Origin of the sequence: Pseudomonas sp. MAG002Y (assembly GCF_019400845.1) — a bacterium.
Lineage (GTDB): Bacteria > Pseudomonadota > Gammaproteobacteria > Pseudomonadales > Pseudomonadaceae > Chryseomonas > Chryseomonas luteola.
Genome location: NZ_WOEJ01000011.1, coordinates 26,013 through 43,859 on the forward strand (window position 1 = coordinate 26,013; position 17,847 = coordinate 43,859).

A 17,847-nucleotide genomic window follows, 5' to 3' on the forward strand; every position below is an offset into this window, starting at 1 on the left:
TTTATTTGGCCGTTTGACGGTCAAGGGGATTCAAAATACACAGCATCACGAGGGGGCACAAGCCACTAAAAGTCGCAGGGATTTATTCGTGCTTTCCAGATGAAATGGAAGGATTGCCTGGCTGACCGTCCTGCTGCTCCCTCATGAGGAGCAGACAGGACGTTTTCAAACAACAGGACCGGCCCTCAACCCGTATTGCGAAGGCCTGCCGCAATGCCTGCAACGCTGACCAGCAGGGCCTGATCCAGGGGGCTTGCCGTGCCCTCTCCAGCTTGTCGAGAACGTTCCAGCAGCTCGATTTGAAGCAGGTGTAGCGGATCAAGGTAGATATTACGTACGGCAATGAACGCCCGCGTTTGAGGGTTGTGAGCCAGCAGCTCGGCCTGGCCGGTCAGACGCAGTACAGAGCGCTCCGCCTGCGACAACAGGTCGCGGAGCTCTTGCCCTAGCGCACGCCACTGCTCCGGCACCAACTGCTCGTCATAGAGCCGGGCAATGTCTCCGTCAGCCTTGGCTAAAACCATTTCCAGCATATCGATGCGAGTACGAAAGAACGGCCAGCGCTCACGCATCTGCTGTAACCGCTGTTCATCACCCCGCTCCAAGGCCCTAGCCAACGCTGTTTCCCAGCCCAACCAGGCAGGCAACATCAGGCGGGTCTGTGTCCAGGCAAAAATCCAGGGGATGGCACGCAGGCTTTCCACCCCGCCCTCACGACGCTTCGCCGGGCGGCTGCCCAAGGGCAGACGGCCCAGTTCCTGCTCAGGCGTAGCCCTGCGGAAGTAGTCAACAAACTGAGGATGCTCCCGCACCACGCCACGATAAGCCTTCAGGCTGTCTGCAGCCAGACGATCCATGTCAGCCCGCCACTCCGGCTCAGGGACTGGAGGTGGCTGTAATGTAGCCTCCAAGACAGCAGCCAGGTAAAGGTTGAGATTCTGCCGCGCGATATCGGGCTGACCAAACTTGAAGCGTATCATCTCACCCTGCTCCGTTACCCGGAAACGGCCGCAGACCGAACCTGGCGGCTGCGAAAGGATCGCCTCATGGGCAGGACCGCCACCGCGTCCCACCGTGCCTCCGCGCCCATGGAACAGGATGAGTTCGATACCCTGCCGGCTGCAGATGTCTACCAAGGCTTCCTGGGCACGATACTGCGCCCAGGCCGCAGCCAGGGTTCCTGCATCCTTGGCCGAGTCGGAATAGCCGATCATGACCTCTTGGGGCCCCTGAAGCCGTTCGCGATAGCCCGGCAGCGCCAGCAGGCTTTCAATGACCTCGCTTGCATGATCAAGATCATCCAGTGTCTCGAATAAAGGTACCACCCGCATGGGTCGACGTACGCCTGCTTCCTTGAGCAAGAGTTGCACGGCCAGGATATCTGACGCTGAGCCCGCCATCGATATCACATAAGACCCCAGCGCTGCTGCAGGTGACTCGGCAATTACACGGCAGGTTGCAAGCACTTCGGCAGTGTCTGCCGAGGGCGTGTAATCCGGTGCCAGCAAGGGTCTGCGATTGGAAAGCTCGGTTTCCAGAAACGTCAGCCGACGCGCTTCATCCCAGTCGGCATAGCTGCCAAGCCCCAGATATTCTGTAATTTCGTTCATGGCTGACGCATGGCGGGTCGAATCCTGACGGATATCCAGCCGCACCAGGAAAAGCCCGAAGGTAGTAGCGCGACGCAACGCATCCAACAACGGCCCGTCAGCGATAACGCCCATTCCGCAAGCATGGAGCGACTCATAGCAGAGCTTGAGAGGTCCCAGGAGCTCTTCATTGTGCTCAAGCACCCCTGTGCTGGGGATATGAGGCTCATGAACGGCTCGGGCAGCCCAGTCGCGCGTGGCCTTGAGTCGCTCGCGTAGTTGCTTGAGCAGGGCGCGGTACGGCTCAGGTGTATCACCTACCTCTGCCATGAGTTCAGCCGAGGCACGCTGCATGGAAAGCTCCGATGCAAGGCGGTCTACATCACGCATGTACAAGTCGGCCGCCATCCAGCGCGCCAACAGCAGCACTTCGCGCGTTATCGTAGCCGTTACATTCGGATTCCCATCACGATCGCCGCCCATCCAGGAAGCGAATCGAACAGGCGTTGCCAGCAACGGCAGACGTTCTCCAGTAGCCTCCTGTAAGGTTTCGTCTACTTGCCGCAGCAGTCTGGGTACTGCATGCCAAAGGGAGTTTTCAATAACGGCGAATCCCCATTTGGCCTCATCGACAGGCGTGGGCCGCTGTCGGCGAATCTCTTCGGTATGCCAGGCTTCCGCAATGAGGCGGCGCAGTCGCTGCTGAACCTCGTGCCGCTCGGCAGCCGTCAAATCATCGTGATCCTGGGCGGCCAGCTGTTCGGTAATCTCCTCGTACTTCTGAATCAGCGTTCTGCGAGCAACCTCCGTTGGATGCGCCGTGAGAACCAACTCGACACTCAGCTGAGACAGCTGCTCGGCAAGCTTTGGCCCAGTGTGCCCCGCCTGTCTGAGCCGGGACAGAACTTCCTGGAGCACCCGGTCTTCCAGCGTTGCCGGCTCGCCAGCGCTACGCCGACGGATACGGTGATACTCCTCGGCGATATTGGCCAGGTTCAGGAAATGATTGAAGGCTCTGGCAACTGGTAGCAGCTCGGACTCATCCAGCGAATTGAGCGTCTCGGACAGCTGTCTTTCGCCACGGAGCGACCCGCCACGCGAAGCTTTCGCGCCCTTTCGGATACGCTCGATCTTTTCCAGAAAGGCAGGACCATACTGATCGGAAATGGTCTGCCCTAACAGCTCTCCCAGTCGGTGAACATCTTCCCGCAGACGAACATCAATCTCGACGACCATGTTTATCCCTCTTTCGTTGTTCTCTTTGTTGTTCTAGCACACCTGCGCCAGGGACCTCGTACGACACTCTGCTGTCTAGCTTTTGTAGAACTGCAACGAAACGGTCAGTCGAAGGAGATTCTCATGAAGATCAGCGAGCTCGTAAAGGAATGGGAGCAGAACGCTACAGGCCGTATGGCCCACGCACACTACAACTTGGTTCTGGACCTTGAATCCGCGGCCCGGTTGCATGCCCTCCACGAAATGTATCCAAAGCGTAGCGTAGAAGAACTCTTGGCTGAGCTGGTAGGCGCGGCGCTAGAGGAGCTTGAAGCCAGCTTTCCCTATGTCAAGGGACAGCGAGTCGTAGCAACGGACGAGCTGGGTGATCCACTTTATGAAGATGTTGGCCCTACGCCACGCTTTCTGGAACTGTCGAAGAAGCACCTGGCTGAGCTCAACAAAAACGATTCGTCCACATGATCGGCAGACGCACAATAACCCTAGCCAGAACAAGCCATTAGCTGGATTGAAATGCCGTTTTACCGCTTAGCGTGCTATGGATTTTTAGACAAGGGATGAACATTTCGTGACTTGAAGCGGTCCATACGTTAGCCAGTAAATGAGAGGCTTTTTGTCAATAACCTTCGATCCGATAAATAGCGAAGGTAATAAAAGGCCTCGGCTACCCTGTCAGCCAGGGAACAATTTAGCTGTTCGGACTATTAATGGAGCTGAGCCCTATGAATACATTGACTGCCAAGAAATCGATACAAAAAGCCTGTGGTTTGAAATTCGCTGCACTGGCGCTAGGCAGTGCACTGATCCTGACCGGCTGCGCAGGTGATCCGCCTAGTGAGCAGATGGCCGTTACTCAATCCGCAGTCAATGAAGCGGTAAGTGGTGGCGGCAATCAGTACGCTCCGCTGGAAACCAAGTCTGCCCAGGACAAGTGGACACAGGCTCAAACAGCACTGAACGAAAAGAACTACGAAAAAGCCAAGCAATTGGCCGAGCAGGCCGAGTGGGACGCACGTCTGGCAACTCGCAAGACCCAGGCTGCCAAGGCTGATGCAGCCCTCCAGGACGCTCAGAAGAGCATTCAGCAGATCCGCGAGGAAGGGATGATCAACGGCGAGCTGCAGCAAAAGCAGAACCAACGCCAGCAATAAGCTGACCCATCCCCTATTCCCGTCTTATGCCTAAAGGATGAATGTTATGCGTAAACAGTTTCTTATCCCTGCCGTATCTGCCCTGAGCATCGCCCTGGCTGCCTGTTCGACTCCACCAAACCCGAACCTTGAGAAGGCCCAGGCTGACTATGCAGCACTACAATCCCAGCCTCAGTCCTCTCAGCTGGCTGCGCTGGAAACCAAGGATGCTGGTGACTGGGTAGACAAGGCCAGCCGTGCTTACCGTGAAGGCGACAAGCAGGAGAAGGTCGACCAACTAGCGTACCTGGCCAACCAGCGCATTCAACTGGCCATGCAAACTGTCAAGCTGCGCATGACCGAGCAGCAGCTGCAAGGCGTTGACGCACAGCGTACCCAGGCTCGTCTGGATGCCCGTACTGCACAGCTCAAGCAGCTGCAAAGCCAGCTTAACGCCAAGCAGACGGATCGTGGTACTGTCGTAACCTTTGGCAACGTACTATTCGATCTGAACCAGGCCACACTTAAGCCCGCAGGCATGACCAACGTTCAGCAGCTAGCCAGCTTCCTGCAGCAGAACCCAGAACGCCAGGTCATTGTTGAAGGCTACACTGATAGCACAGGTTCCGACTCGTACAACCAGCAGCTGTCCGAGCGTCGTGCGAATGCTATCAAGACCGCGCTGGTCAGCATGGGCATATCACCTAATCGCATCGTAACCCGAGGCTATGGCAAGGCATTCCCGGTAGCTAGCAACTCTACCGCAGCTGATCGCGCCATGAATCGTCGCGTAGAGGTTACTATTTCCAACGACGCGAATCCGGTTGCACCACGCATGTAATAGGTGACCATCCTAAAAGCCCGGCTAATGCCGGGCTTTTTTTATGGGCGGGTGATCAATCAATGAGCGTAGCGTTAGTTAATACCCCTGCCATTTCAGTGGAGAACGCTACCAGGATGACTTCACGAATCGAGCTACCTTCCGGTCTGGGCTCTTGGAGAACGGATACCGCAACGCGTGCCGCTTGCTCCGCAGGATATCCATAGACACCACAGCTGATCGCAGGAAAGGCCAGGGTACGGGCATCGATACTTTCAGCCAGCGCCAACGTGTTTCGATAACACCGCGCTAACTGCTCGGGCTCACCTGAATTGCCTCCGCTCCAAACCGGCCCGACAGTATGAATGATAAAGCGGGCCTGAAGATTGAAGCCAGGCGTAAGCCTGGCTTCTCCTACCGGGCATCTGCCCAGTCGTCGGCAATACTCCAAGAGTTCAGGACCCGCTGCCCGGTGAATCGCGCCATCAACGCCACTCCCGCCTAGCAGACGCTCATTCGCCGCGTTGACGATGACATCAACATCTAACGCGGTAATATCCCCTCGCCATACCCGAATTTTCATTCAAACCTCTACGAGCGATGGATGGCTATTCACTGCCTTTCTCGCCTTGCGCCTTGGTCGTTGCTTCATAGACGCGCTCAGCGAGACGTGAAAAAGGGAGCGTTTGGACCCATACGGAGCCGTGTCCTTTTAGGGTTGCCAATACCAAGCCCTCACCGCCAAACAGCATGCTGCGTAGGCCGCCTGCCAAGCCAATGCTGTAATCGATACCTTCGGTGAAACCAACCAGACACCCGGTATCAAGACGGAGCGTTTCCCCATTGAGCTCTTTGCGAATGACCGTACCGCCCGCATGCATGAAGGCCAGACCATCGCCTTCCAGCTTTTCCAGGATGAAACCCTCACCACCAAAGAAGCCGGCCCCCAGGCGGCGGGTAAACGCTACGCCTACACGTGTACCTAGCGCAGCACAGAGGAAGGCATCGCGCTGACAGAAAAGCGTACCGCCAATAGCTGAGAGGTCAACCGGCACAACGTGTCCTGGATAAGGCGCAGCGAAGGCTACATGACGCTTGCGCTTCCCCTCATTGGTGAAGTGCGTCATGAATAGCGATTCGCCGCCCATCATGCGTTTACCAGCGCTCCACAGCTTGCCCAGCACTCCGCCGGATCCGTCCCCCATGCGGGCAGTGAAATCGATGTCCTCCTCCATATAGGTCATGGCACCTGCCTCGGCGATAACGGTCTCGCCGGGATCAAGTCCGATTTCCACCGCCTGCATGGACTCACCAATGATGCGGTAATCGATCTCATGACTGGGCATGGCTTACTCCTGTAAGCCGACACAAGGCGTCGGCGTGGTCAAATGATATTGGCGTAATCCGCTTCGATTCGATCCAGGCTGAGATGGTTCAGGAAGTTGGAAAAACACATCCAGGCCGATAAGGCATTGAGATCCTGGAACTGGGGCGGCAGGTATTTGGGCGGCGCGACCAGACCCTCTTCAACCAGCTGGCTCAGGATGCGCATGTCTTCCAGGGTGGTCTTGCCACAAAACAACAGGGGAATCTGCTCTACCTTACCCTTACGAACGGCCAGCTGAATGTAGTTGTAGATGAGAATGAAGCCCTTGAGATAGGAGAGGTCTTTGGTAAACGGTAACTCGGAAGGTGTAGAACCGCGGAATACGCGACTGGCGTTCTGGTAACCATCCTCCAGGCTGTAACCCTGCTCCTCATAGAAGCGGAAGACATCCAGAAAATCAGCACCCTCCTCTGCCATGTGAATAGCACGGGTACGATTGGTCAGCTTGCGCAGGCGTGAAGGGTAAGAAGTAAAGGCGATGACCTCCATGAGGATAGCCAAGCCTTCCTGCGTAACGGTGGACGATGGCGGTCCTTTCGAGAGAAAGGTGCAGATCGGCTGATTCTGACCGTTCAGTGTTGTCCCGACATGGACCAACCCCTCATGAACCTCCAACGCACGAATATCACGTTCGTTGAACATGGCGTCCGCCCGGATCTTGATGTAATCCGCACCTGCGGCAGCGTCGGCAACGATTCCATCTGATTCGAACACACGGATAGTGCCTTCGTCTTCTCCAAATACTGCATTCAGGCGCTGCTGCAGCATCGGTGCAGCTTCCTTGGCGGTGAGTGTCTTGGGCTCGTCTTTGAGATCGCTGCGCTTATCGATGTTGTTCAGATAATCCGACATCATCATGCCTAGATCCGCCAGAGTCGGGTCACCGGCATGAAAGGCATCGGACGCTGCCCCATAGAGTTCCTGTGAGATCAGGCCAAAATCTCGCGTCCCTCGCGCCTGAAGCATCCGCACGACCATGCGGTACTCACGACACATACGCCGCATGATTTGCCCCACCGGGCTGAATTGCCCCAGGTGCCGGGTCACTTCCCGCTCGATGCTTTGAAACTCGCCCTTGACCTCATCCGGGTCGAACCCTAACGGCCGCTGTTCATAGTAGGCGCGATCCACCGGGGGTAGCATCTTGCCCTTGCCATCGAGAAAGCGCTGTTTGACCTCATCCTCCCACTTCACCGCATCGAGAATCCGGATGGGGGCCTGGGCCGCCACGATACGATCGGAAAGCGTGCGAATCGTCTCTTGGTACTGGTTTTTCACCTTGCGTGAATTCATGCCCACCTCATTACAGGGAAGACAAACCCTGACGTATGCAGGATAGCGTATCGACTGCCTGGGTAGACGGCGGTTCGACAGATCTCGGTACGCCAGAAATAAAAGAACCGCCATAAAGGCGGTTCTTTGTTTACAGCAACTGCTTACAGCGGGCGCATATGCGGGAACAGAATTACGTCACGGATCGACGGAGAGTCGGTCAACAACATGACCAGACGATCGATACCGATGCCCTCACCTGCCGTTGGCGGCATGCCGTACTCCAGCGCCGCCACGAAGTCGGCATCGAAATGCATGGCTTCGTCATCACCGGCGTTCTTATCGGCCACCTGAGCGTGGAAGCGCTCAGCCTGGTCTTCCGCATCGTTAAGCTCGGAATAGGCATTGGCGATTTCACGGCCACCGATGAACAGCTCGAAGCGATCAGTCACACTTGGATCGTCGTCGTTACGACGGGCCAGCGGAGAGACTTCGAACGGATACTGAGTAATGAACGTAGGCTGCTCCAGTTTGTGCTCGACCAGCTCTTCGAAAATCATGGTTTGTAGCTTGCCGAGCCCTTCGAAGCCCTTGACGTCCGCACCGGCCTTCTTGGCAATCGCACGTGCTTTCTCGATGTCACGCAGATCATCAGCGCTGATCTCGGAGTTGTACTTCAGGATCGAGTCGAACACGGACAAGCGTGCAAACGGCTCACCGAAGTGGAAGACCTTGCCTTGGTACGGCACATCGGTGGTACCCAGAACCGCCATGGCCAGCTCGCGAAACAATTCCTCGGTCAGGTCCATGTTGTCTTCGTAATCGGCATACGCTTGGTAGAACTCAAGCATAGTGAATTCGGGGTTATGCCGAGTCGATACGCCTTCGTTACGGAAGTTGCGGTTGATCTCGAAGACGCGCTCGAAGCCACCTACTACGAGGCGCTTCAGATAAAGCTCTGGAGCGATACGCAGGAACATATCGATATCCAGCGCATTGTGATGCGTCTCGAAGGGCTTGGCCGCCGCACCGCCTGGAATGGTCTGCAGCATGGGCGTTTCGACTTCGAGGAAGTCACGATCCCGCAGGAACTGGCGAATGTGAGCGATCACCTGCGAGCGTACACGGAATGTATGGCGGACGTCGTCGTTGACGATCAGGTCGACGTAGCGTTGACGGTAGCGCATCTCGGTATCGGTCAGGCCGTGATGCTTGTCAGGCAGAGGACGCAGAGACTTGGTCAGCAGACGAACATTGTCCATGTCTACATACAGGTCGCCCTTGCCGGAGCGGGCCAGTGTGCCCTCGGCCGCGATGATATCGCCCAGATCCCAGGTCTTGATGGCTTCCAGCGTTTCCGCTGGCAGCTTCTTGCGGTCTACATAAACCTGAAGCCGGCCGGTCATGTCCTGAAGAACCATGAACGCACCGCGGTTGAGCATGATGCGGCCAGCAATCTTGACCTTGATGCCCACTTCGGCCAGCTCTTCCTTGCTTTTGCCTTCATAGGCTTTCTGCAGATCCGCACAGTAGCTGTCGCGGCGGAAGTCATTCGGGAACGCGATGCGCTGCTCGGCGCGCAGGGCTGCAAGCTTTTCCTTGCGCTGGGCAATCAGCTTGTTGTGTTCCTGCTCTTGGGCATGTTGGTCTAAAGGTTGTTCGCTCATGGTCTGGGTATTTCCATCACGGGATCAGCCCTCCCCTGTCGGAGAAGGCGTTTAAGGTAGTGTTACAGGCCCTGCTTGAGGCTGGCCTCGATAAACTCGTCCAGGTCGCCGTCCAGTACCGCATCGCAGTTGCTGTTCTCGATGCCGGTACGCAGATCCTTGATCCGAGACTGGTCGAGTACATAGGAGCGGATCTGGTGGCCCCAGCCGATATCGGACTTGGAGTCTTCCAATGCCTGGGAAGCGGCCGTACGTTTCTGCATTTCCTGCTCATACAACTTGGCCCGCAGCATTTTCATGGCGGTGTCCTTGTTGGCGTGCTGGGAACGCTCGTTCTGGCAGCTGACCACCGTGTTGGTGGGCACGTGGGTGATACGCACCGCCGAGTCCGTGGTGTTAACGTGCTGACCACCCGCGCCGGAGGAACGGTAGGTATCGATCCGCAGGTCGGCTGGGTTGATCTCGATTTCGATGTTGTCATCGATCTCCGGCGAAACGAAGACGGCCGTAAACGACGTGTGGCGGCGGTTGCCCGAATCGAATGGACTCTTGCGAACCAGGCGATGTACGCCGATTTCAGTCTTGAGCCAGCCGAACGCATACTCACCCTTCACATGAACGGTTGCGCCCTTGATACCTGCCACTTCACCTTCGGAGAGCTCCATGATGGTCGTCTCGAAGCCGTGTTTGTCAGCCCAGCGCAGGTACATGCGCAGCAGCATATTGGCCCAATCCTGAGCCTCTGTACCACCGGAACCAGCCTGGATGTCGAGGTAGGCATTGTTCGGATCCATCTCGCCACTGAACATGCGACGGAACTCGAGCTTCTCGAGAATCTCGCGCAAACGCTCGACCTCGGTGGCCACATCGTTGACAGCGCCTTCGTCATTTTCCTCGGCAGCCATTTCCAGCAGGTCGTTTGCATCGGCCAGACCACCGGAAAGCTCATCAAGGGTTTCGACTACCTGAGCCAGCTGGGCGCGTTCCTTGCCAAGGCTCTGAGCGTACTCAGGCTTGTTCCAGACGCTTGGATCTTCGAGCTCGCGCTCAACTTCGGTCAAACGATCTTTTTTATGATCGTAGTCAAAGATACCCCCGAATAGTCTGGGTACGTCCGGTAAGGTCTTTGATACTGTTCAGAATCGGGTTGATTTCCATGGCTGGCAATCACTCGCGGAAAACGTGGAAAAGCCTGCGAGTATACTGCAACCGGCTACGATCCGGCAGCCTTTGCCGGTGTTTGTTCGTCCCTCCGTTATTCAGCCCCTCCGAGTGGCCTACAGCAGCATGGAAAAGCGCTGCTGCAGGCTCTAGTCGACTCATGCCGCTTGGCGCCTACCGGTACGACATTCGATACAGGCGGCACAGTTTACAGCGCGGCCTACACAGCCCAGACCTTTGAGTGCGCTTAATCTGCGTGAATATCGACATGACGGGTCTCACGCAGGAACAGCAGGCCTACCACCAGACTGCCCCCGGCAAACATCAATATGTCTTGATGGGCCAGGCCGCCGAGCAAGACGGCCCGGACACATGATCAGCCCTTGGCCTTGCTATCCAACTCAGCCCGGAGGGCAGGATCCAGGTTCAGATGACGCGCCAGCTCGTCTAGATACGCCTTTTCCATCACTTGCTGATCATCGGCCATCAACAGACTTGCCAGGTAAATCTCGGCAGCCATTTCCGGCGTCTTGGCGCTGGCAGCAATTTCGGCAGGGTCCAGCGGCTTATTGATTTCCTGACGCAGCCAGTTCTGAAGCTCAGGATCATCTGCATGTCGATTCATTTCGTCATCAATGAGCCTACGCTCCTGATCATCGATATGCCCGTCTGCCTTGGCTGCCGCAATAAGTGCCTTCAGAATGGCCTGACTGTGCTGCTCCACCTTTCCTTCCGGCGCACGATCCACTGTCTGAGGCTCGACCTGAGGCGCATTGGCCTGGCTTTTCTGCCAGTTTGTATAAGCCTGGTAGGCCAGCGTACCCAGCGCGACCAGCCCACCATATTTGGCCATCCGGCCACCTCCCACACGGCTGGCGCCCTTGCCGCGCAAAAGCATCCCCAACACACTGGCGGCCAGCGCTCCGCCGCCTGCACTCGACAGCATGCCGCCCAGAGGGTCTTTCGACGAAGGGGTTTGAGACTTCGCATTACCTTGATTCAACTTTCCAAGTGCACCGGACAGGCCGCCCTGCTTGGCGAGCATGTCCTGCCCTGTCTTGAGTAATTGATCCAGCAGGCCACGTGTTTGCATCATTGCTCTCCAGATAATGGCAGATACCTATTAGGGCAAGACACACCGGCAGATGGTTCATGCAGCGGAGCGCTCTTCTGCTGCGAGATATTGCAGGGACGCTTGGAGGGAGGATTAAACAGGGCGAACCTATTGGAAGCTCGCCCTGACAGGGTCAATCAAACGATAGCGGCTTGCGAAGGGGCGTATCCCGGTGTGCCGCGCGAACGTACTGTGCGGGCCAGGAAACCTTGTCGCGCAATGCTTCAGCGGCCTGCAGCGGCCAGTGCGGATCACGCAGCAGTTCGCGTGCCAGCAGTACCACATCGGCCTGACCGGTACGAATGATGTGCTCAGCCTGGGCCGCATCGGTAATCATGCCAACGGCGCCACTGGCAATATCAGCCTCCTTGCGAACCCGCTCTGCAAATTGCGTTTGATAACCTGGGCCTACCGGGATTTCGGCGTTTGCCGCAGTACCTCCCGAGGAGACATCAATCAGATCGACACCTAAGGGTTTCAAGCGCTTGGCCAGCTCTACCGTCTCGTCCACATTCCAGCCATCTTCGACCCAATCGGTTGCTGATAACCGAACAAAGACAGGCAGCTCATCAGGCCAGACGGCTCGAATGGCTTGTGTAACCTCCAACAGGAAACGGATACGGTTATCGAAGCTGCCACCATATTGATCACTACGCTGGTTTGAAATCGGTGAAAGAAACTGATGTAGCAGATAACCGTGGGCCGCGTGGATTTCAGCAACCTTGAACCCGGCAGCCAATGCGCGCTCGGCTGTTGCGACAAAGGCTTTGGAGAGACCGGCAATACCCTCAGCATCCAGCTCGGTAGGACGTGTGTGCTGGGGGTCAAAGGCTATCGCTGACGGAGCTACGGGAACCCAGCCACCTTCAGCGATAGGAACGCTGCCGTGCTTGCCTTCCCAAGGACGCCACGTACTGGCTTTACGCCCGGCATGGGCAATCTGGATACCTGGTACCGCGCCCTGTGACTGAATGAAGTGCGTGATTCGGCGCAGCGGCTCGATCTGCTCGTCCTTCCATAGGCCCAGATCCTGCGGAGTAATACGACCTTCTGGCGTAACGGCAACAGCTTCACTGATGACCAGACCCGCGCCACCAACGGCACGGCTGCCCAGGTGGACCATGTGCCAATCATTGGCGAAACCGTCTTCGCTCGAATATTGGCACATGGGGGAAACCACAACGCGATTCGGAAGCGTCAGTTGGCGAAGGGTAAAAGGCTCAAAAAGTTTGCTCATGATCGCTCTCGGCACAAGGACTTGAATCTATTAGAGCCTTACTTTGCCGGAATGATCATTTCGATAGCAATGCAACTATTTTTATGAGGCCTATTACTTCACTTTGGCGTCAGGTGAACCACAATCAGCTGCACGCTTTCCTGACCACGAAATTCGTTCACATCCAGGCGGTAGGCGGCTTCGACCCAGCGAATTTGCGGATTCGGCCAGATCTCGCGATTGATGTTGAACGCAATGCCGTCCAGCTGGATGCTTCCGCACTCACTCTTCAAGACCAGCTTCAAATGCCGCTCACCCACAATACGCTGCTGCACAACTTCAAACACACCGTGAAACATCGGCTCGGGGAAATGCTGCCCCCAGGGGCCGGCATGCTTGAGTGCACGTGCAATCTCCAGTTGAAAATCGCAAGTTTCCAGCGAACCATCCGACTGCAAACGCCCTGTCAGATCATCCTCGACTAGATGCCGTCTGACTTCCGCATCGAAAGCGGCAGCAAACGCACCGAAATTCTCCTGAGGCAGTGACAGCCCCGCTGCCATGGCGTGCCCGCCGAACTTAGTGATCAGCCCAGGATGACGCGCCGCAACAGCATCCAGCGCATCACGGATATGAAACCCCGGAACCGAACGTGCCGAGCCCTTGAGCATGCCGTCACCGGCATCGGCAAAGGCCAGCGTGGGCCGGTGGTAACGTTCCTTGAGACGAGACGCCAGAATACCAATGACGCCCTGATGCCATTCGGGATCAAACAGGCACAACCCGAACGGCATATCATCCTTGGGCAATTCCTTGAGCTGCGCCAAGGCCTCACGCTGCATGCCCTGCTCGATCAGTTTTCGATCCTTATTAAGCTGGTCCAGTTGGACAGCCATGTCCCGTGCAAGGGCTTCGTCCTCGCACAGCAGGCACTCGATTCCAAGCGACATGTCATCCAGCCGCCCCGCCGCATTCAGGCGCGGCCCAAGAATGAACCCCAGGTCAGTAGACGTGATCTTGCCCGGCTGCCGGCCGGCCACTTCCAGCAAGGCCCTGAGCCCCGGGCGAGCACGCCCGGCACGTATACGCGCCAACCCCTGATGCACCAGAATCCGATTATTGGCATCCAGTGGGACCACGTCGGCAACACTGCCCAGCGCAACCATATCCAGCAGCTCAGCCAGATTAGGTTCCTTGATGTTCAGCGCATCGAACCAGCCCTCTTCACGCAGCCGCGTCCGCAGTGCAAGCATCACGTAGAAGATAACGCCCACGCCAGCAATGCACTTGCTGGGAAACTCACAGGCAGGCTGGTTGGGGTTAACGATCGCATGAGCAGCGGGTAACTCATGGCCCGGCAAATGGTGATCGGTCACCAGCACGCGCATTCCTGCGGCTTTGGCAGCCTCGACACCGTCTATGCTGGAAATTCCGTTATCCACGGTCACCAGTAGGTCAGGCTGGCGCTCCCGGGCAACCGCGACGATTTCAGGCGTCAGCCCATACCCGTATTCAAAGCGATTGGGAACAAGGTAATCGACCCAAGCGGCGCCCAGGCTGCGCAAGGCAAGAACCGCCACACTGGTAGCGGTTGCGCCATCAGCGTCAAAATCACCCACGACCAGGATGCGTTGACGCTTAGCCAGCGCATCGACCAGCAGCCCGATGGCGTCATCCATCCCTTTGAACAACCGATAGGGATGTAACCGCGCTAGCCCCTTTTCAAGCTCATCAGCACTCTTCACACCACGCGCGGCATAAAGACGGGTCAGTAGCGGCGGAAGATCACCCAGATCGGGCAATTCATCCGGCAGGGAACGAAGTTCGATACGCATCGATTACTCAAGTATTACAACAGAAATAGAGAACAGGCCGACCAGACGGCTCAAGCCATGGATAGATTCAAGATGCGTCTGCTTCCATGGCTTTTAAAGCGTTTTCCGATGAATCAACGCTCACCCATCAACCAGTCGAGATGAAGCTCGTGTTGACCACGCTCGTCCGTCACGAACACAGTCCCCTCACTGATCATTACGCTCCAGCTGATCGAGCGTGGCAGATTAGTAGCCAATGCAGCCAGCGGCTCAACAGGCACCGCTGCAATGTTCAGGTTCTTCAGCATCTTCACCGAATCGACTACCTTGCTCTGCCAGACCCGCAAATTGCCATAGGCAAGCAAGCTGACCCGCTCCGCACGGCGAGAACACCAGACCAGGCGCTCAGCATCAGGCTGCCCTACTTCAATCCAATGCAGTACACGATCATCGAGACTCTTTTCCCAAAGGGCAGGCTCATCTACATCGGAAAGTCCCCGCCCAAACCCAAGCTGCTCGCCGTACCACAGGGCGTACCCCAGGATGCGCACAGCCAGACGCTCTTCGGTTTCGGAGGGATGACGAGCAACGGTAAAACGCAGGTTCTCGTAGACGCTGCGGTCCAGATCAGTCAGGTTAAGTTCAACTTTATAAGGCGTGGCTTGCAGGGCCATGAATGTCCGCTCGAAAGTAAAGCTGACCAGTGTACCGTGAAAACGCTTGAAAAGTGGCTTGCTCAGACAGGCTGGCTAATGACACTTCGATTCTTGCCGAGCCCCTTGGCTTCATATAATCCCTTATCAGCCAGGGCAATCAGCGAATCAAGCACATAACCCGCCTCCGCCGAACTGGCTACACCAATGCTGATACTCAAGGAAACCCCTGCTACCCGTGAGCATGAAGCAAATTCCTTCCGTATCCGCTCAGCCATTTGATACGCCGCTTCAGTAGTGGTGTCTGGTAGCAGGCACGCAAACTCTTCGCCGCCCAAACGACCAAAAACATCACGTTTTCGAAGCCGCATCCTGGCCACCTCACAAAAGGCTACCAATGCTTGGTCTCCAGCCTGATGACCATGCCTGTCATTGAGCTGTTTGAAATTATCCATATCACACAGTAGCAATGTCACAGGGCTATGCTGAACCTGGCAGTGACGCAGCATGTTTTCGCTGTCTTCGACGAAGGACCGTCGATTGCCAATACCTGTCAGCGAGTCCGTCAACGAGGCTTGCCGGTAACGCCTCTCCGTTCGTTGCTGCACCATGGCTGTCGCCGCAAACGTCAGACCAATGCTGTACAACAAGGTCTCGAGCAGCAGAAACGCCGCAAAGTCGATTCCATGACTTTCCCCGGCGAACGGCAGTGAGCGATCCAGAAAGAAACGACCGACATAAAAAGCACTGTGCAATCCAAACAGACTGAACAAGGCCGCCAGCGATACCTGATTTTCGTTCCGGGAGCGCCAGAGTTCATAACCTGCCAACACGGTATAGCTGACAATTACCAGCGAGCTCAGTTGAATTCGTGCGGCCAGCGAGCCATAAAAGGCGGGAATCAGACAGGCAAGCAACCATAGTAAACTTCCAGCCCACACTCCGGGCCAGAGTACTCGTCGCCCGGAAAAAGCTCGTATGGCAGTCCACCCCATGGCATAACAGACATGAACAAGCACGTTCCCCAGCACGATAGGCAACGCATCCACTCCTCGTCCACGCAGGCTGCCTATTACCAGCCCCAGCGCGCCGGACCATAGCATCACGCACAGAAAGCCCAGAGTTGCCTCGCGGCTCCCTCTTGCCCATGCAAATAGCATCAGCACGCCAAGCAGAACGAGTACATACACATTGGTCACAAGTAGCGTAGGCATGCTCAAAGTCACGACAGCCCTCCTGGCAGTACGCGTGTCAATCAAACGAGCAAGGGGAAGCTGGTCAGGAGCGAATGCCAGAACAGCATCCGCCCCTGAACGCTATTTAGAGCGGCCTGCCGCGATTACCATGTTGAGCGACAAAAGCCTGTACCGCCTCAATGGCGTTAGGCAGCACAGTGCAGCGCTCCTCGCGTTGGAATAGATCGCTCAGGTGAGCCGGAAGCTCCAGCGCCTTACCAATACCGGCCTTCTCGACCGCGTCAGGAAACTTGACGGGGTGTGCTGTTCCTAGCACCACCATCGGCGTAGACAGGTTACGACGACACTCTCGCGCCGCCTTGACGCCAATTGCCGTATGCGGATCAAGCACCTCACCGGTACGCTTGAAGACATCAGCGATGGTAGCGCACGTGTCTTCATCACTTACCGCCAATGAATCAAACAGCTTACGCGCTTCAACCCAACGATCTTCTTCAACAGAGAGTTTGCCCGTGGCCTTGAACGTGCTCATCAGCTTGGCCAACGCCACACCGTTACGTCCGTGCAGGTCGAACAACAAACGTTCGAAGTTGGACGACACCATGATATCCATGGAGGGCGATAGCGAGGCGTGCAACGTTTCCTTGAAATACTGGTTGCCGCTCATGAAGCGATGCAGGATATCGTTGCGATTGGTTGCTACAACAAGCTGACTTACAGGCAGCCCCATGTTACGCGCCAGGTATCCTGCGAATATATCGCCAAAGTTACCGGTCGGAACGGAGAACGCTACGGAGCGCGCCGGGGCACCCAACTGCAGCGCTGCATGGAAGTAATAAACGATCTGGGCCATGATGCGCGCCCAGTTGATCGAGTTTACGGCAACCAGACGCGTGCCCTTGAGGAAGCTCTGATCGGCAAAACTCGCCTTCACCATCTCCTGACAATCATCAAAATTGCCTTCGATGGCGATGTTATGGATATTTTCGCCAAGGATGGTCGTCATCTGACGGCGCTGGACCTCAGATACACGCTGGTGAGGATGCAGAATGAAAATGTCTACCTTCTCGCAACGACGGCAGCCCTCAATAGCAGCAGACCCCGTATCGCCCGAAGTGGCGCCGATGATCACGACGCGCTCATCCCGCTTGAGCAGAATATGATCCAGCAGACGGCCCAGCAGCTGTAGTGCGAAATCCTTGAACGCCAGGGTTGGGCCATGGAAAAGCTCCATCACCCATTCATTGGCATTGAGCTGACGCAGCGGCGCAATCGCACGGTGAGCGAATGCGCCATACGTTTCCTCAAGAATCTGTTTGAAGTCGGTATCGCTGATACTGCCCTCAACGAACGGGCGCATGACGCGGAACGCCAACTCGTGATAAGGCAGCCCAGCCCAGGAAGCAATCTCTTCCTGAGTAAACCGCGGCAGATTTTCCGGCACATACAGACCTCCGTCACTGGCCAGGCCAGCCAACAGAACGTCTTCGAAATTCAACGCTGGCGCATTGCCGCGGGTGCTGATGTAACGCATCGATTTAACCTTCAATTAGAGCAGCTGATAGCCGGATCCATCATCCGGCCGGCCTGGA

At 56.4% G+C, this 17,847-nt stretch carries 15 protein-coding genes; 3 read left to right on the forward strand and 12 right to left on the reverse strand.

Features of this window, described 5'->3' with window-relative positions; genetic code table 11:
• Nucleotides 1-185: 185 nt before the first annotated feature.
• Entirely contained in the window at nt 186-2,825 is a 2,640-nt protein-coding gene (ppc, locus tag GM154_RS16135) for a phosphoenolpyruvate carboxylase (protein ID WP_219652788.1), read from the reverse strand.
• A gap of 123 nt (nt 2,826-2,948) precedes the next feature.
• Here ppc and GM154_RS16140 point away from each other — a divergent pair, with 123 nt between their 5' ends.
• From GM154_RS16140 to GM154_RS16150, 3 genes are all read left to right on the forward strand, one after another.
• A complete protein-coding gene (locus tag GM154_RS16140; RefSeq protein ID WP_019366554.1) occupies nt 2,949-3,287 on the forward strand; it encodes a hypothetical protein in 339 nt (112 codons plus the stop codon).
• Nucleotides 3,288-3,532: 245 nt separating this feature from the next.
• Complete coding sequence (locus tag GM154_RS16145) at nt 3,533-3,976, forward strand: DUF4398 domain-containing protein (RefSeq protein ID WP_026004043.1); 444 nt, start codon at nt 3,533-3,535, stop codon at nt 3,974-3,976.
• A 46-nt stretch (nt 3,977-4,022) separates the two neighbouring features.
• Nucleotides 4,023-4,796: an OmpA family protein gene (locus tag GM154_RS16150; protein WP_010797612.1), complete on the forward strand. Its 774-nt coding sequence runs from the start codon at nt 4,023-4,025 to the stop codon at nt 4,794-4,796.
• 55 nt (nt 4,797-4,851) lie between these two features.
• Here the strand turns inward: GM154_RS16150 and GM154_RS16155 are convergent, their stop codons facing one another.
• The 11 genes from GM154_RS16155 to thrC form a co-directional block, all read right to left on the reverse strand.
• On the reverse strand, nt 4,852-5,358 hold the full coding sequence (locus GM154_RS16155) for an O-acetyl-ADP-ribose deacetylase (RefSeq protein WP_219652789.1): 507 nt from the start codon (nt 5,356-5,358) through the stop codon (nt 4,852-4,854).
• 25 nt (nt 5,359-5,383) lie between these two features.
• Complete coding sequence (locus tag GM154_RS16160; protein ID WP_010797610.1) at nt 5,384-6,121, reverse strand: TIGR00266 family protein; 738 nt, start codon at nt 6,119-6,121, stop codon at nt 5,384-5,386.
• A 38-nt stretch (nt 6,122-6,159) separates the two neighbouring features.
• On the reverse strand, nt 6,160-7,455 hold the full coding sequence (locus GM154_RS16165) for a flavohemoglobin expression-modulating QEGLA motif protein (RefSeq protein WP_010797609.1): 1,296 nt from the start codon (nt 7,453-7,455) through the stop codon (nt 6,160-6,162).
• 143 nt (nt 7,456-7,598) lie between these two features.
• Complete coding sequence (gene lysS, locus GM154_RS16170; protein ID WP_219652790.1) at nt 7,599-9,101, reverse strand: lysine--tRNA ligase; 1,503 nt, start codon at nt 9,099-9,101, stop codon at nt 7,599-7,601.
• Between the two features lie 62 nt (nt 9,102-9,163).
• Nucleotides 9,164-10,259, reverse strand: a protein-coding gene (prfB, locus tag GM154_RS16175) for a peptide chain release factor 2 (protein WP_100217761.1) whose coding sequence is annotated in 2 segments (ribosomal slippage) — nt 9,164-10,186 and nt 10,188-10,259 — 1,095 coding nt in all. Because the reading frame shifts where the segments join, the coding sequence is not laid out codon by codon here.
• Between the two features lie 379 nt (nt 10,260-10,638).
• Entirely contained in the window at nt 10,639-11,355 is a 717-nt protein-coding gene (locus GM154_RS16180) for a tellurite resistance TerB family protein (protein ID WP_219652861.1), read from the reverse strand.
• A 154-nt stretch (nt 11,356-11,509) separates the two neighbouring features.
• The gene (locus GM154_RS16185; protein ID WP_219652791.1) at nt 11,510-12,613 is read right to left on the reverse strand and encodes an NADH:flavin oxidoreductase/NADH oxidase; all 1,104 of its coding nucleotides are present in this window, start codon (nt 12,611-12,613) and stop codon (nt 11,510-11,512) included.
• A gap of 98 nt (nt 12,614-12,711) precedes the next feature.
• The gene (gene recJ, locus GM154_RS16190) at nt 12,712-14,427 is read right to left on the reverse strand and encodes a single-stranded-DNA-specific exonuclease RecJ (protein ID WP_219652792.1); all 1,716 of its coding nucleotides are present in this window, start codon (nt 14,425-14,427) and stop codon (nt 12,712-12,714) included.
• Between the two features lie 113 nt (nt 14,428-14,540).
• Complete coding sequence (locus GM154_RS16195; RefSeq protein ID WP_219652793.1) at nt 14,541-15,080, reverse strand: YaeQ family protein; 540 nt, start codon at nt 15,078-15,080, stop codon at nt 14,541-14,543.
• A 62-nt stretch (nt 15,081-15,142) separates the two neighbouring features.
• Entirely contained in the window at nt 15,143-16,285 is a 1,143-nt protein-coding gene (locus GM154_RS16200) for a GGDEF domain-containing protein (RefSeq protein ID WP_308460616.1), read from the reverse strand.
• 94 nt (nt 16,286-16,379) lie between these two features.
• Complete coding sequence (thrC, locus tag GM154_RS16205; protein WP_219652794.1) at nt 16,380-17,789, reverse strand: threonine synthase; 1,410 nt, start codon at nt 17,787-17,789, stop codon at nt 16,380-16,382.
• Between the last annotated feature and the right edge of the window lie 58 nt (nt 17,790-17,847).